The following is a 15,414-nucleotide window of genomic DNA, read 5'->3' on the forward strand; positions in this document are numbered from 1 at the left end:
TACTGATTTGCAACTTGTTTTCAGATTCCCCAAAACGTCTGGAAAACCGGGATGACTTACAGCGGGGCGCACTTTACAAGCACTCGACAGAAAATGCAAAGAAAAAAAGGCCTCGAAGATCGAGGCCTTGTTTTCAACCACCCGACTCAGGCGAAAACGATCTCGTCGCCTTCCACGTTTGCCGTGATCGAGGTGCCCGGCAGGAAGCGGCCCGCCAGGATCGACTGCGCCAGCGGGTTCTCGATCCAGCGCTGGATCGCCCGCTTCAGCGGACGTGCACCGTACACCGGGTCGTAACCAACCGCGATCAGCTTGTCCAGGGCTTCCGGGCTCAGTTCCAGGTTCAGCTCGCGCTCGGCCAGACGGCTGCGCAGGCGGCCCAACTGGATCTGCGTGATACCGGCGATCTGCTCGCGGCCCAGCGGCTCGAACACCACCACTTCGTCGATCCGGTTGATGAACTCCGGCCGGAAGTGCGAGCCCACGGCATCCATTACTGCCGCACGCTGCGCCTCACGATCGCCCACCAGGTCCTGGATCTGCGCCGAGCCCAGGTTGGAGGTCATGACGATCACGGTGTTGCGGAAGTCCACGGTGCGACCGTGGCTGTCGGTCAGACGACCGTCTTCCAGCACCTGCAGCAGCACGTTGAACACATCCGGATGCGCCTTCTCGACTTCATCGAGCAGCACCACCGAATAAGGTTTGCGCCGCACCGCCTCAGTCAGGTAACCGCCCTCTTCATAGCCGACGTAGCCCGGTGGCGCACCAATCAGACGAGCCACGGAATGCTTCTCCATGAACTCCGACATATCGATGCGGACCATGGCCTCTTCGGTGTCGAACAGGAACTCCGCCAACGCCTTGCACAGTTCGGTCTTGCCGACACCGGTCGGGCCGAGGAACAGGAACGAGCCACTGGGCCGGTTCGGATCGGACAACCCGGCGCGGGAACGGCGCACGGCGTTGGCAACCGCCACCACCGCTTCTTCCTGACCGATCACCCGCTCGTGCAGCAGGCTCTCCATCTTCAGGAGTTTTTCCCGCTCGCCCTCGAGCATCTTCGCCACCGGGATACCGGTCCACTTGGAAACCACTTCGGCGATTTCTTCCTCGGTGACCTTGTTGCGCAACAGCTGATTGTCGGACTTGCCGTGCTGATCGACCATCTGCAGGCTGCGCTCCAGGTCGGGGATCACCCCGTACTGCAGTTCGGCCATGCGGCTCAGGTCGCCCTTGCGGCGGGCGGCTTCCAGTTCCTGACGCGACTGCTCGATCTTCTGCTGGATCTGCGCCGAGCCCTGCACTTCGGCTTTTTCCGACGTCCACACTTCTTCCAGATCAGCGTATTCGCGCTCGAGCCGGGTGATTTCCTCGGTCAGTTTTTCCAGGCGCTTGATCGCCGCCTCGTCGTCTTCTTTCTTGAGCGCCTGGGACTCCACCTTCAGTTGGATCAGACGGCGCTCGAGACGGTCCAGCACTTCCGGCTTGGAGTCGATCTCCATGCGAATGCGGCTGGCGGCCTCGTCGATCAGGTCGATGGCCTTGTCCGGCAACTGACGGTCAGTGATATAGCGATGACTGAGCTTGGCCGCCGCAATGATGGCACCGTCGGTGATGGCCACCTTGTGGTGCACCTCATAACGCTCTTTCAGGCCACGCAGGATGGCGATGGTGTCTTCCTCGCTCGGCTCTTCCACCAGCACTTTCTGGAAACGCCGCTCCAGCGCCGCATCTTTCTCGATGTACTGGCGGTACTCGTTCAGCGTGGTGGCGCCAACGCAGTGCAGCTCGCCGCGGGCCAGGGCCGGCTTGAGCATGTTGCCCGCATCCATGGAACCTTCGCCCTTGCCGGCGCCGACCATGGTGTGCAACTCATCGATGAACAGGATGATCTGCCCTTCCTGCTTGGACAGCTCGTTGAGCAGCGATTTGAGCCGCTCTTCGAACTCGCCCCGGAACTTGGCACCGGCGATCAATGCACCCATGTCCAGCGACAGCAGGCGCTTGCCTTTCAGGCCGTCCGGCACTTCGCCATTGATGATGCGCTGGGCCAGGCCTTCGGCGATGGCGGTCTTGCCGACGCCGGGCTCGCCGATCAGCACAGGGTTGTTCTTGGTACGACGCTGCAGGACCTGCACGGTGCGGCGGATCTCGTCGTCACGGCCGATGACCGGATCGAGCTTGCCTTCTTCGGCCCGCTTGGTCAGGTCGATGGTGTATTTGTCCAATGCCTGGCGCGATTCCTCGGCGTTCGGGTCATTGACGGCCTCGCCGCCACGCAGGTTGCTGATGGCATTCTCCAGGGCTTTCTTGCTCACGCCCTGGCTGAGCAGCAACTTGCCCAGCTTGCTGTTCTCGTCCATGGCCGCCAGCAACACCAGCTCGCTGGAAATGAACTGGTCGCCCTTCTGCTGGGCCAGGCGGTCGGCCTGGTTGAGCAGGCGCGCCAGGTCCTGGGACATGTTCACATCGCCAGTGGGGTTCTGGATTTTCGGCAGTTGGTCGAGCTCTTTGCTCAATGCAGTGCGCAGGCTCGGCACATCGAAGCCCACCTGCATCAACAGCGGCTTGATCGAGCCGCCCTGCTGATCGATGAGGGCCTGCATCAAGTGCGCAGGCTCGATGGCCGGATGGTCCATGCCTACGGCCAGGGATTGGGAGTCGGATAACGCCAGCTGTAACTTGCTGGTCAAACGGTCTATTCGCATAAATTACCTTCCTTAAAAGGGCAGGCCGGAGCGATGGACACACCTGATGAAGAAAAGCCTGCCTGAGATACCACTGTAGATGTGGATCATTCTGGAAGATTCAAGGCTGACGCGTTTGACCCAAATCAGTTGGGTTCGAGCCAGACCAATGACGCGAAGCGGCCCGTGCCGGGATTGCGGCGGTAGGAGAAGAAGCGGGGATCGGTGACGGTGCAGTAACCGCCGCCGTAGACAGCCTGGACACCACGGGCTGCGAGGCGGATGCGAGCCAGGGCGTAGATGTCGGCCATGAACTTGCCTGGCTGGGCGCCCGGCACAAAAGCAGCGTCGGCTTGCGGATGAACGGCCATGAAGGCGTCACGGACTTCGGCGCCGACTTCGAACGCCTGTGGGCCGATGGCCGGGCCGAGCCAGACCAGCATGTCCTGCGGATCGGCCGCGAAACTGTCCAGGGTGGCCTCCAGGACGCCACTGGCCAGCCCGCGCCAACCGGCGTGGGCCGCCGCCACCTGGGTGCTGGCACGATCGCAGAACAACGCCGGCAGACAATCGGCGGTCATGACCGTGCAGGCGATGCCGGGGGTACTGGTCCAGCTGGCATCGGCTTCGGCAATCACTGCGGGATCGGCATGGGCTACGGCAATGCCATGCACTTGCTTGAGCCAGGCCGGCTGTATGGAAAACTCATCGGTCAGGCGCCGACGGTTTTCGGCCACCGCGCCCGGCTCGTCGCCAACATGGTCGCCAAGATTCAGCGTGTCATAAGGTGCGTGGCTGACCCCGCCCTCGCGTGTCGTCACGCAGGCCCGGACCCCGGCCGGCGCAGGCCAGTCCGGAATCAGCAGGCTGGGGGCCAGTTGGCTCATCCGATGAACGCCTCGCGGTCCTGCTTGAGCAGCGACAGCATCCAGACGAAATCGTCCGGCAGCGGCGACTCCCACTTCATGCGCTGGCCGGTCACCGGGTGTTCCAGTTCCAGGAAACGTGCATGCAGGGCCTGACGCGGGAAGGTCTTGAGGGCCTCGACCATGCTCGGACTGGCGGCAGGCGGAATGCGGAAGCGTCCACCGTAGACCGGGTCGCCGACCAGCGGGAAGTTGACGTGGGCCATGTGCACACGGATCTGGTGCGTGCGTCCGGTTTCCAGCTTGACCCGGACATGGGTATGGGAGCGGAAGCGCTCCAGTACCCGGTAATGGCTGATAGCCGGCTTGCCGCTGTCCATGACTGCCATGCGCTGGCGCTGGGTGCCGTGGCGGCCGATCGGGGCATTGATCTTGCCACCGGCAGTCACCACGCCGACAACGATGCATTCATAGATGCGGCTGACGGTGCGCTTCTGCAGTTGCGCCACCAGGCTGGTCTGGGCTTCCAGGGTCTTGGCCACGACCATCAGACCGGTGGTGTCCTTGTCCAGGCGGTGGACGATACCGGCACGCGGCACGTTGACGATATCCGGGACATGGTGCAGCAGCGCATTGAGCAGGGTGCCATCGGCATGACCGGCCGCCGGGTGGACCACCAGGCCCGTCGGCTTGTTGATCACCAGGATCTGGTCGTCTTCGTAGACGATGTCCAGTTCGATGTCCTGGGCGACCCACTCGCCCTGGGCTTCCTGCTCGGCTTCAAGCGCCAGCACGGAGCCTCCATGGACAATGTCGCGCGGGCGCTGGACCTGGCCGTCGACGGTCAGCAGGCCCTCTTTGATCCAGGCGGACAGGCGCGAGCGCGAGTGCTCGGCGAATAATTGGGCGGCGACTTGGTCGAGGCGTTGACCGCCCAATTCGGACGGCACCTCTGCGCGAAGTTGAATGATCTCGGACATGCTCGAATCAGGCGACGGCACAGCCTTTGGTTTCGGCTGCGCGCTTGTGGTTAAATACGGCGTCTTTTGCCCCGAGAGTTCCACGGGGCGCTCATCATAACAGGACGGCCGTGCCCAAGACAGCGGCCGTCATAGGGACGCAAGCCGCCATGCAAGTGAAACACCTGCTGCTGATCGCCATCCTCGGACTGACCGCTGCTTGTTCTTCGAAGGAAGTCGTCGACGAAAACCTGAGCGAAGCCGAGCTGTACCAGCAGGCGCAAGCTGACCTGGACAACAACAGCTACACCAGCGCCACCGCCAAGCTGAAGGCTCTGGAATCGCGCTACCCGTTCGGTCGCTATGCCGACCAGGCGCAGTTGGAACTGATCTACGCCAACTACAAGAACGCCGAGCCGGAAGCCGCCAAGTCGGCCGCCGAGCGTTTCATCCGCCTGCACCCACAGCACCCGAACGTCGATTACGCCTACTACCTCAAGGGCCTGACCTCGTTCGACCAGGACCGCGGCCTGCTGGCGCGCTTCCTGCCGCTGGACATGACCAAGCGTGACCCGGGTGCCGCCCGCGACTCCTACAACGAGTTCGCCCAGCTGACCAGCCGCTTCCCCAACAGCCGCTACGCGCCTGATGCCAAGCAGCGGATGATCTACCTGCGCAACCTGCTGGCCTCGTACGAAATCCATGTGGCCGACTACTACCTGACCCGTCAGGCCTATGTCGCTGCTGCCAACCGCGGTCGCTACGTGGTCGAGAACTTCCAGGAGACCCCGTCGGTCGGTGATGGCCTGGCCGTGATGACCGAGGCCTACCAGCGCCTGCATCTGGACGACCTGGCAGCCACCAGCCTGGAAACCCTGAAGCTGAACTACCCTGACCACCCAAGCCTGGTCGACGGCCAGTTCGTACCGCGTCAGGAAGAAGCCGACAACCGCGGCTGGCTGTCCAAGGCGACCCTGGGCCTGATCGAAACCGCCGCGCCGCTGCCGCCGGGTGAAACCCGCGCCAACCAGGACGTGATCAAGCAATACGAAGACGCCAAGGAAGCCATTCCTGAAGAACTGCTGCCGAAACAGGACAGCGACGCCGTTCAGGAAGAGACTCACGAAGCGGCTGGCAACAACGAAGACCGCTCGTGGTTCAGCTACATGACCTTCGGCATCTTCGACTGATTGCACCGAAACGAAAAAAGGGAAGCTTGGGCTTCCCTTTTTTATTGGCCGCCGTCGGCGGCTCTTCTACACTGGCGCATCTTCATTGAAATAAGCTGGACACCATGGTTCGCCTACTTTTCTGGATTGCCCTGATTGCCGCCGCGTTCTGGCTGTGGCGCAAATTCAAGGCCAGCAACGCTGCCTCCTCCGCCCCTCCCCTTAACGATCCGCTGAAAATGGTGCGCTGCGCCCATTGCGGCGTGCACCTGCCGAATGATCGTGCCCTGCATCGCGGTAACGAGTGGTACTGCAGCCCGACGCATCTGGAGCAAGGCCCCGGCGACAAGCGCTGAAGCCTCGAACCGCCACTGACTCACAGCGCCTGCAGACGCCCCTGCGGCGCATAGGGTGCCGGGTCGACGATCGGCTCGCGCCCAAGCAGGAGGTCACCGAACAGTTGGCAGGACGCCGGCGCCAGCACCAGGCCGTTGCGGAAATGTCCGCAGTTCAGCCAGAGCCCGTCGTAGCCCGGTACTCGCCCAATGTAGGGAATGCCCTCAGGTGAGCCAGGACGCAGGCCCGCCCAGTGTCCCACCGGCGTCGCATCCGCCAGCGACGGCAGCAACTCAATGGCAGAAGCCCGCAGGCTTTGCAGCGCTTCGTCAGTCGGGGTTTTGTCGTAGCCGGCGTATTCCAGGGTGCTGCCGACCAGGATATGCCCGTCACGGCGCGGTATGGCATAACGCCCCTTGGCCAGGACCATGCTCGGCAGGAAGTCCTCAGCGCACTTGAACAGAATCATCTGCCCCTTGACCGGCTCCACGGGCAGTTCGAATCCGACCGGCCGCAGCAGATCGCCGCTCCAGGCCCCCGCCGTCAACACCACCTCATCCGCACGGATGGCGCCCTGCGCAGTGTGTACGCCCGTCACGCAGGTACCCTCGCGGATGAAGCCGGAGATCTCGCAATGTTCCTTCAGGATGACGTTGGGCAGCGCCTGCAAGGCCGCCTTGAGCGACTTCAGCAAGCGCGGGTTGCGCACGTTGGCGACGCCCGCCATGTACACCGCACTGCTGAAGCTGGGCCCCAGCACGGGCACTGCCTCGTACGCCTCGGACACCGCCACCTTGCTCAGCGGCCGCCCTTCGCGCCTGGCCCAGGCCAGCGCCTCGGCTTCGTCATCCAGGTCCAGCCAGTAGAGCCCGGTCACGTGTACCTGCGGGTCTACCCCCGTGCTGGCGAACAGACGCTCGCCAAGCTGGGGATAGAAGTCCTGGGACCAGTGCGCCAGCGCCGTTACGGCAGGGCTGTAGCGCCACGGGTAGAGCGGCGAGACGATGCCGCCACCGGCCCAGGACGACTCGCCACCAAGCTCACCCTTGTCACACACCACGACCTGGTCCACTTCAGCGGCGAGGTTGAACGCCGTCAGCAGGCCAATCACGCCACCACCCACAATCACAACTTGCTTGGTCATCTGTAGATCCAGTACCCGAAGAATGGCTTAGCCACCCCAACAGTCCTGACCGGCGTCTCCCGCACGCCCGGGATTGGAGCGCACGGCTCGGTGGTCGAGTTCGAAATCACCGCAGGCATCAAGGACCATCACACCGCCAGGGCGGCGCCTGGCAGTCAGGACGTAGCTCTCGGCTTCACGCCGGGCATGCAGGCTGTAATGAGCGGTTCCTTCCGGAAGCCGGACCGGCGCAGCTTCGGCGTCGGTATAGCGGCCATTACGAGCATGGTGTTGCTCCAGGGACTGCGCGCTTTCGAACAACATCCCGGCTATTTCCGTGCGCGCGGCCTTTCTGACCATTTCGCTGTAGCTGGGGTAGGCAATGCCCGCCAGCATGCCGACCAGTGCAACGACAATCAACAATTCGATGAGGCTCAGGCCCTTCTCGGCTTCCTGCATGAGAGCTCCTAGAAGACTTGTCGCCAGGCAATACGCCTGGCAGGAACATCGCCCGGCAGCTCCGGCCAGGCAAAAATGCTTTCGAGCACCACCCGCGCCTCACGCTCCAGGCCGACGGCGGTCACTCGATAGAGGGTCACCGCCAGGCCTTCCGGCATCTGGGTGGCGGACTTGTTCTGCCCGAGGTTCTGGACGAGGTACAGGCCCGACTCCGCAGTCTGCCAGCTCAATCCGGAACCACCGGGAGGCCGGCCAGGGCGGACCCATTCGGCTTCCGGCGGCGGCAGGCAGAAGCTGCAGGGCGCATTGCCGATAGCCGGCAATCGCCCTTCTGCCTGGCGCAGCAGGCTTTCTGCCGCCTCGAATGCCCGCAGCGACGCCTGCAGATTGGTAGACATGCGCTGTTGCTGGGTCGCGACCTGCATCGCCGACAGACCAAACAGGCCCAGCAGCATCAGCAGTGTCATGCATATCAACAGAACGGTCCCACGCTGACCTCCCCGCTTCATGACGACAGGCCGTTGCGAAGCGCGACTGCGAGGAAAAACCGTTGTTCTCGCACACGCTGTTGCGGATCTCTGAGTGTCAGGTTCACCTTCAGCAGGTCGCCTGTCCGCTCGACTTCAAAGCGAGACACGTTCGCCGCCAGCGAAGCATTGCTCCCACCGCTGGTGAGTATCAGGTCGCCATCGCTCACTCGGTACACCTGCCGCCGCACGGGGATGGCGAATGCATCCTTGCCGGGAGCCGCCACACCGACAGAAACACGAGCGGAGGTCAGGCAGTCGGTCACCAGCGTCCAGTCCGGCGCCCCACCCAATTCTCCGGCCTGAGCACTGACCAGGGTCAGATGATGCGAGCTGCCATCCACACCCGTTTCCAGCACCACCGGGTTGCTGAACGCGCGGGCTGCGGACGGACTGGCGAACTTGATTTGCTGATGTCGCAGACACCCGAAACTACCGGCCATGCGAATATCCCGAGCCAGGCGCTGCAAGGCGAAACGGGCATCTTCCTGCAGGCGTGCGGCAACGTCCTGAGCCTGCCAGCCATGCAGGGCAGCGACGAACACCCGGCTCCCGGCCAATACCACCAGCAAACCAATCGCCATGGCCAGCATGACCTCGACCAGACTGAAACCCGCCGCAGCCTTCATCGCGAGCCCTCGAGGTCAAGAACGCGCCTGCCACCACCCGCCCGCTCGTCATTCCAACTGACGCTGATCCCGGTCCGGTTGATGCCCTGTCGAACATCACCCCGCCCTTCAGGCCCGACGAACGCCTCGATCCTGCGCTGAAACGCCAGCCGCTCAGCCGTGCCAATGCCGGCCGCCGAGCGTGACTGCTCCAGCATGCTCTGGGAGAGCCAGGCGATCTGACTGCCCTTCAGCGCACTGTCCGTGCCCTGCAATGCCCGCCATTGCAGTTTTGCCGCGCTCAACACACCCAACGACACCACCACCAATGCCACCAGCACTTCGATCAGGGTCAGCCCCTGCTGCGACGTCCTTGCCATTTACACCTCCCGCGAACATTCCTCGCTTGACTGACGATCTCGCTGACTCGACGTCCTTTTTCCAGGAGTCGAAGCTACAGAGAAGCACTTCCAGGGAGGAACGCAGGGTGAAGCAACAGGGCGTAACACTGATTCAGATGCTGTTTGCGCTGGGATTGTTGGCACTACTGACGCAGTTCGGTGCGACGTCTTACAGCGAGATGAGCAACGAGCTACACCAGCAAGCCGCCGCGAAAAACCTTGCCCAGGCGCTGCGAGCCGCACGCAACGAGGCCTTGCTGCGCAATCAGGAGATAACGCTGCAGGCGAAGGAAGGCGACTGGAGTTACGGATGGCAATTGCTGTCGGAATACAGCGACACACCATTGTTGCGAGAGTATTCCGCCAAGGGGAAGGTGAAGATTGTCGGTAACCAGCCCGTGGCACAGCGAGTGCGTTTCAGTGGGCTTGGCGTGCCCCTGAGGAGTGGAAATGCATTCCTGTCCGGGTCCCTGCACATTTGCGGAGCACCCGGCCAGGAAGACATCCATATGATCGCGGTCTCACGTACCGGGCGAGTCAGTCTGAACCGTGGAATACCGATCAAACCCCTGTGCCCGGGCAACGTCAACTGACCGGGCGAACCCTCAGTTCTTTCGGCATGGAGAAGGTGACATTCTCTTCGCGCCCATCAAGCTCCTGCGCACCGGTAGCGCCCCAGTCGCGCAACTGCTGGATCACACCGCGGACAAGGACCTCGGGCGCAGAGGCGCCAGCGGTGATCCCGATGCGCTCGACCCCGTCGAACCAACTGCGCTGAAGGTCTTCGGCACCGTCGATCAGATAGGCCGGAGTGGACATCCGCTCGGCCAGCTCGCGCAAACGGTTGGAGTTGGAGCTGTTGGGGCTGCCCACCACCAGCACCACATCGCACTCGCTGGCCAGTTGCTTGACCGCGTCCTGTCGGTTCTGGGTGGCGTAGCAGATGTCGTCCTTGCGCGGACCACCAATACTGGGGAAGCGCGAGCGCAGAGCGTCGATGACCCGGCTGGTGTCATCCATCGACAAGGTGGTCTGGGTCACGAAGGCCAATTGTTCCGGATTGCGCACCTGCAGCCGGGCAACATCGTCCTCGTCCTCGACCAGGTAGATGGAACCACCGTTGCTGGCGTCGTACTGGCCCATGGTGCCTTCGACCTCCGGGTGCCCTTCGTGGCCGATGAGGATGCACTCCTTGCCATCGCGGCTATAGCGCGCCACTTCGATGTGCACCTTGGTCACCAGTGGACAGGTCGCGTCGAACACCTTCAGGCCACGTCCTGCCGCTTCCTGGCGCACCGCCTGGGAAACACCGTGAGCACTGAAGATGACGATGACGTCATCCGGCACCTGATCCAGTTCCTCGACGAAGATGGCACCGCGGGAGCGCAGGTCTTCGACGACGAATTTGTTGTGCACGACTTCGTGGCGAACATAGATAGGCGGCCCGAAGACTTCCAGCGCCCGGTTGACGATTTCGATCGCCCGGTCCACGCCGGCGCAGAAGCCGCGAGGGTTGGCGAGTTTGATCTGCATGACGGACTCCAGGCTCAGATTGCCTTCACTTCGAGGATCTCCACCTCGAAGGTCAGGGTCTTGCCAGCCAGTGGATGGTTGAAGTCAACAGTCACCTGGGCGTCGTCGAACGCCTTTACCACACCCGGCAACTCGGCGTTGGCAGCATCGTTGAAGATGACCAGCAAGCCTTCGGACAACTCCATGTCCTGGAACTGCGAACGCGGCATGATCTGCACGTTCTGCGGATTTGGCTGGCCGAAGGCGTTCTCCGGAGCGACCGTGACGTTGCGCTTGTCTCCAGCCTTGAAGCCGAAGATCGCAGCCTCGAAGCCAGGCAGCAGGTTGCCATCGCCGACCTTGAATACGGCCGGGGATTTGTCGAAGGTGCTGTCGACGGTATCGCCATTTTCCAGATGCAACGCGAAGTGCAGGGTGACTTCGGTGTTCTGACCGATACGGGTTTCAGTCATGGACAGGCTCTCCGGACTTTTTGCTCTTGAACATATCCAGCGCCAGCATCACCGCACCGACGGTGATGGCACTGTCGGCCAGGTTGAAGGCCGGGAAATACCAGCGGTTCTGCCAGTGCACGAGAATGAAATCGACCACATGGCCGAGCACAATACGGTCGTACAGGTTGCCCAGGGCACCACCGAGCACCAGGGCCAGCGCAACCGCCAGCCAGGTTTCGTTGCGCCCCAGGCGCTTGAGCCACACGACCAGCACGGCGCTGACCACCACTGCGATCAGGGCGAACAGCCAGCGCTGCCAGCCGGAGCTGTCGGCCAGGAAGCTGAATGCAGCACCGGTGTTGTAGGCCAGGGTCCAGCTGAAGTAGTCGGGGATGACCACGATCTGCTGGTACAGGCTCAACGCGCCTTCGAAGTAGAACTTGCTGGCCTGGTCGAGCACCAGGACCAGCAGGCTCAGCCAGAGCCAGGCAAGGCGCCCGAAGCGCCCCGCAGCCACATTAGGCATAGTGACGCACCTCGCCGCTGCCGCTGATGTTGTCGACGCAACGGCCGCAGATTTCCGGATGCTCCGGGTTCACGCCGACGTCTGGGCGGAAGTGCCAGCAACGACCGCACTTCACGTAGCCGGACTTGACCACTTTCAGCTTCAGGCCTGCCACGTCGGTGACCACGGCATCGGCCGGTGCTTCGACGAACGGCGCGACGCTGGCCGCGGAGGTGATGAGCACGAAGCGCAGTTCGTTGCCCAGCTTGGTCAGGTCGTTGCCCAGGGACTCATCGGCGAACAGGGTCACTTCGGCTTGCAGGTTGCCACCGATGGCCTTGGCCGAACGCTGGTTTTCCAGTTCCTTGTTGACCGCAGCCTTGACCGCCATCACACGGTCCCAGTAGGCACGGTCCAGCTCGAAGCCTTCCGGCAGCTCGCTCAGGCCCTGGTACCAGGTGTTGAGCATGACCGACTCGTTGCGCTCGCCCGGCAGGTACTGCCACAGTTCGTCGGCGGTGAACGCCAGGATCGGCGCGATCCAGCGCACCAGCGCTTCGGCGATGTGGTAGAGCGCGGTCTGGCAGGAACGACGGGCAACACTGTTGGCGCCGGTGGTGTACTGGCGGTCCTTGATGATGTCGAGGTAGAAACCACCCAGCTCCTGCACGCAGAAGTTGTGGATCTTCGAATAGACGTTCCAGAAGCGGTATTCGCCGTAATGCTCTTCCAGTTCGCGCTGCAGCAGCAACGTGCGGTCGACCGCCCAACGGTCCAGTGCCAGCATGTCTTCGGCCGGCAGCAGGTCGCGCGCCGGGTCGAAGCCGGACAGGTTGGAGAGCAGGAAACGCGCAGTGTTGCGGATACGCCGGTAGGCGTCGGCGCTACGCTGCAGGATCTGGTCGGAAACCGCCATTTCGCCGGAGTAGTCGGTGGCCGATACCCACAGGCGCATGATGTCCGCACCCAGGGTGTCGTTGACCTTCTGCGGCTCGATGGTGTTACCCAGCGACTTGGACATCTTGCGACCGTTTTCGTCGACGGTGAACCCGTGGGTCAGCAGTTCGCGATAGGGCGCGTGATTGTCGATGGCGCAACCGGTCAGCAACGACGAGTGGAACCAGCCGCGGTGCTGGTCGGAGCCTTCCAGGTAAAGGTCGGCACGCGGGCCGCTTTCATGGCCGATGTCGTGGGAGCCACGCAGGACGTGCCAATGCGTGGTGCCGGAGTCGAACCAGACGTCGAGGGTGTCGGTGATCTTGTCGTACTGGGCAGCCTCGTCACCGAGCAGTTCGGCGGCGTCCATCTTGAACCAGGCTTCGATACCTTCCAGCTCGACGCGCTTGGCCACTTCTTCCATCAGTTCGACGGTACGAGGGTGCAGCTCGCCAGTCTGCTTGTCGAGGAAGAACGGAATCGGTACGCCCCAGTTGCGCTGGCGCGAGATGCACCAGTCGGGACGGTTGGCGATCATCGAGTGCAGTCGCGCCTGGCCCCAGGCCGGGACGAACTTGGTGTCTTCGATGGCCTTGAGTGCACGCACACGCAGGGTGTCGCCGCTGTCTGGCTGCTTGTCCATGCCGACGAACCACTGCGCAGTGGCGCGGTAGATCAGCGGGGTCTTGTGACGCCAGCAGTGCATGTAGCTGTGGCTGATGGTCTCGGTGAACATCAGGGCGCCGACTTCGGCCAGTTTGTCGACGATATGCGGGTTGGCCTTCCAGATGAACTGGCCGCCGAAGAACTCCAGCGAATCGACGTAGACACCGTTGCTCTGCACCGGGGTCAGGATGTCGTCGTTGACCATGCCGTAGCGCTTGCAGGTCACGAAGTCGTCTTCACCGTAGGCCGGTGCAGAGTGGACCACGCCGGTACCGGCGCCCAGCTCGACGTACTCGGCCAGGTAGACCGGCGACAGGCGGTCATACAGCGGGTGACGGAAATTGATCAGCTCCAGCGCAGCGCCCGGCGCGGTGGCGATCACCGAACCTTCCAGCGAGAAACGCTTCAGGCAGGATTCGACCAGCTCTTCGGCCAGCACCAGCAGCTTGTCGCCGACGTCGACCAGGGCGTAGGTGAACTCCGGGTGGATGTTCAGCGCCTGGTTGGCCGGGATGGTCCACGGGGTGGTGGTCCAGATGACGATGGAGGCCGGTTTGGGCAGCGACGCCAGGCCGAATGCAGAAGCCAGCTTGTCTTCATCGACCGCCTTGAAAGCGACATCGATGGTCTGGGATTTCTTGTCGGCGTACTCGACCTCGGCCTCGGCCAGGGCGGAACCGCAGTCGAAGCACCAGTTGACCGGCTTGAGGCCCTTGAAGACGAAACCGTGCTTGACCATCTCGGCCAGCGCGCGGATCTCACCGGCCTCGTTGGCGAAGTTCATGGTCTTGTAGGGGTTGTCCCAGTCGCCCAGCACACCCAGGCGGATGAATTCGGCTTTCTGGCCTTCGATCTGCTCGGCGGCATAGGCGCGGCACAGCTCACGGGTCTTGTCCGCCGTCAGGTGCTTGCCATGGGTGACCTCGACCTTGTGCTCGATCGGCAGGCCATGGCAGTCCCAACCCGGGACGTAGGGCGCGTCGAAACCGGACAGCGTCTTGGAACGGACGATCATGTCCTTGAGAATCTTGTTGAGCGCGTGACCGATATGGATCTTGCCGTTGGCATAGGGCGGGCCGTCGTGCAGGACGAACTTCGGACGATCCTTGCCAATTTCGCGCAGCTTCTGGTACAGGCCAATACTGTCCCAGCGCTGCAGGATCTGCGGTTCGCGCTGTGGCAGGCCGGCCTTCATCGGGAAGGCGGTGTCCGGAAGGTTTAGCGTGGCTTTATAGTCGGTCATTTCAGGCTCTTCGTTAGCGGTTGAGCGTGCCAATGGGCACGTGCGGCGGCGATATCCGCATCGATCGCCGACTTGAGCGCCTCCAGAGAGGCGAAGCGCTGCTCTTCGCGCAGCTTGTGGTGGAACTCCACCGTAAGGCGCCGGCCATACAGATCACCGGCAAAATCCAGCAAATGCACTTCCAGGTGAGCGCTGCCGTCGCCGGCAACGGTTGGCCGCACGCCGATATTGGCGACACCGGGCCACACCTTGCCATCTATCTGTGCGCTGACCAGGTAAACCCCGCTGAGCGGCACGCGACGACGCTTGAGTTGTACGTTGGCAGTCGGTGTACCCAGCTGCCGGGCCAGCTTCTGCCCATGCAGCACTCGCCCACCAATGCGGAATGGCCGCCCGAGCAAGCGCTCGGCCAGCGGAAAGTCTGCCGCGGCCAGCGCATCGCGAACCTGGGTGCTGCTGACCCGCAACCCATCGAGCTCGACAGTCTGGGCAGCCTCGACGCTGAAACCATGGCGCTGGCCGGCCGCCTGCAGGAAGCCGAAATCACCGAGACGGTCGCAGCCAAAGCGGAAATCATCGCCCACTTCGAGGTGCTTCACACCCAGCCCGTCGACCAGGATGGTGTCGACGAATGCTTCGGCGCTGAGTTTGCTCAGGCGCTGGTTGAAGGCCAGGCACAGGACTCGATCGACACCCTCGGCAGCCAGCAGGGCGACCTTGTCGCGCAGCCGCGCCAGGCGGGCCGGAGCGCTTTCCGGGGCGAAATACTCGCGCGGCTGTGGTTCGAAAATCACCACGCAACTGGGCACACCCAGCTCTACCGCTCGCTCACGCAGTCGCGCCAGGATTGCCTGGTGACCTCGGTGAACACCGTCGAAGTTGCCGATGGTAGCAACACAGCCCCGGTGCTGGGGGCGAAGGTTGTGAAGGCCTCGAACCAGCTGCATAACGCGCTTCTT

At 62.9% G+C, this 15,414-nt stretch carries 16 protein-coding genes; 3 read left to right on the forward strand and 13 right to left on the reverse strand.

All coding sequences use genetic code 11. From position 1 onward, the window contains the following. Positions 1-146: 146 nt before the first annotated feature. From clpB to rluD, 3 genes are all read right to left on the reverse strand, one after another. Positions 147-2,711: an ATP-dependent chaperone ClpB gene (gene clpB / locus AC05QJ_RS27415; protein WP_476744349.1), complete on the reverse strand. Its 2,565-nt coding sequence runs from the start codon at positions 2,709-2,711 to the stop codon at positions 147-149. A 125-nt stretch (positions 2,712-2,836) separates the two neighbouring features. Further along, a complete protein-coding gene (pgeF, locus tag AC05QJ_RS27420) occupies positions 2,837-3,577 on the reverse strand; it encodes a peptidoglycan editing factor PgeF (RefSeq protein ID WP_476744350.1) in 741 nt (246 codons plus the stop codon). Beyond that, a complete protein-coding gene (rluD, locus tag AC05QJ_RS27425; protein ID WP_476744351.1) occupies positions 3,574-4,536 on the reverse strand; it encodes a 23S rRNA pseudouridine(1911/1915/1917) synthase RluD in 963 nt (320 codons plus the stop codon). Before rluD ends, pgeF begins: the two co-directional genes overlap by 4 nt. A gap of 149 nt (positions 4,537-4,685) precedes the next feature. On the opposite strand from rluD, the gene AC05QJ_RS27430 reads away from it, so the two are divergent. Both AC05QJ_RS27430 and AC05QJ_RS27435 read left to right on the forward strand, forming a co-directional pair. Then, the gene (locus AC05QJ_RS27430) at positions 4,686-5,705 is read left to right on the forward strand and encodes an outer membrane protein assembly factor BamD (RefSeq protein ID WP_476744352.1); all 1,020 of its coding nucleotides are present in this window, start codon (positions 4,686-4,688) and stop codon (positions 5,703-5,705) included. A 104-nt stretch (positions 5,706-5,809) separates the two neighbouring features. Then, on the forward strand, positions 5,810-6,040 hold the full coding sequence (locus AC05QJ_RS27435; RefSeq protein WP_476744353.1) for a PP0621 family protein: 231 nt from the start codon (positions 5,810-5,812) through the stop codon (positions 6,038-6,040). Positions 6,041-6,060: 20 nt separating this feature from the next. Here the strand turns inward: AC05QJ_RS27435 and thiO are convergent, their stop codons facing one another. From thiO to AC05QJ_RS27460, 5 genes are read right to left on the reverse strand one after another with little or no spacing between them, the layout of a single operon-like run. Further along, complete coding sequence (gene thiO / locus AC05QJ_RS27440) at positions 6,061-7,164, reverse strand: glycine oxidase ThiO (RefSeq protein WP_476744354.1); 1,104 nt, start codon at positions 7,162-7,164, stop codon at positions 6,061-6,063. Between the two features lie 27 nt (positions 7,165-7,191). Next, positions 7,192-7,602: a type IV pilin protein gene (locus tag AC05QJ_RS27445; RefSeq protein ID WP_476744355.1), complete on the reverse strand. Its 411-nt coding sequence runs from the start codon at positions 7,600-7,602 to the stop codon at positions 7,192-7,194. 8 nt (positions 7,603-7,610) lie between these two features. Further along, positions 7,611-8,069 (reverse strand): pilus assembly PilX family protein, encoded by a 459-nt coding sequence (locus AC05QJ_RS27450; RefSeq protein WP_476744356.1) that lies wholly within the window; start codon positions 8,067-8,069, stop codon positions 7,611-7,613. Positions 8,070-8,107: 38 nt separating this feature from the next. Beyond that, positions 8,108-8,758: a PilW family protein gene (locus AC05QJ_RS27455; RefSeq protein WP_476744357.1), complete on the reverse strand. Its 651-nt coding sequence runs from the start codon at positions 8,756-8,758 to the stop codon at positions 8,108-8,110. Continuing rightward, a complete protein-coding gene (locus tag AC05QJ_RS27460; protein ID WP_476744358.1) occupies positions 8,755-9,117 on the reverse strand; it encodes a prepilin-type N-terminal cleavage/methylation domain-containing protein in 363 nt (120 codons plus the stop codon). Before AC05QJ_RS27460 ends, AC05QJ_RS27455 begins: the two co-directional genes overlap by 4 nt. A gap of 107 nt (positions 9,118-9,224) precedes the next feature. Here AC05QJ_RS27460 and AC05QJ_RS27465 point away from each other — a divergent pair, with 107 nt between their 5' ends. Further along, the gene (locus AC05QJ_RS27465) at positions 9,225-9,731 is read left to right on the forward strand and encodes a GspH/FimT family pseudopilin (RefSeq protein ID WP_476744359.1); all 507 of its coding nucleotides are present in this window, start codon (positions 9,225-9,227) and stop codon (positions 9,729-9,731) included. On the opposite strand, the gene ispH is transcribed toward AC05QJ_RS27465, so the two are convergent. Genes ispH through ribF form a run of 5 tightly spaced genes read right to left on the reverse strand, consistent with a single transcriptional unit; the run spans position 9,724 to position 15,402 of the window. Further along, positions 9,724-10,671, reverse strand: coding sequence for a 4-hydroxy-3-methylbut-2-enyl diphosphate reductase (ispH, locus tag AC05QJ_RS27470; protein WP_476744360.1), 948 nt, complete (start codon positions 10,669-10,671; stop codon positions 9,724-9,726). The two genes, AC05QJ_RS27465 and ispH, sit on opposite strands and share 8 nt — an antisense overlap. 14 nt (positions 10,672-10,685) lie before the next feature. Further along, the gene (fkpB, locus tag AC05QJ_RS27475) at positions 10,686-11,123 is read right to left on the reverse strand and encodes an FKBP-type peptidyl-prolyl cis-trans isomerase (protein ID WP_476744361.1); all 438 of its coding nucleotides are present in this window, start codon (positions 11,121-11,123) and stop codon (positions 10,686-10,688) included. Beyond that, positions 11,116-11,631 (reverse strand): signal peptidase II, encoded by a 516-nt coding sequence (gene lspA / locus AC05QJ_RS27480; RefSeq protein ID WP_476744362.1) that lies wholly within the window; start codon positions 11,629-11,631, stop codon positions 11,116-11,118. Before lspA ends, fkpB begins: the two co-directional genes overlap by 8 nt. Next, positions 11,624-14,455 carry an isoleucine--tRNA ligase gene (ileS, locus tag AC05QJ_RS27485; RefSeq protein WP_476744363.1) on the reverse strand — a complete coding sequence of 944 codons (2,832 nt, stop codon included), beginning with the start codon at positions 14,453-14,455 and terminating at the stop codon, positions 11,624-11,626. The genes lspA and ileS overlap by 8 nt, the downstream gene beginning before the upstream one ends. Further along, positions 14,452-15,402: a bifunctional riboflavin kinase/FAD synthetase gene (gene ribF, locus AC05QJ_RS27490; RefSeq protein ID WP_476744364.1), complete on the reverse strand. Its 951-nt coding sequence runs from the start codon at positions 15,400-15,402 to the stop codon at positions 14,452-14,454. The genes ileS and ribF overlap by 4 nt, the downstream gene beginning before the upstream one ends. Positions 15,403-15,414: the final 12 nt, after the last annotated feature.

The sequence above is a fragment of the Pseudomonas sp. TUM25319 genome (assembly GCF_056388475.1).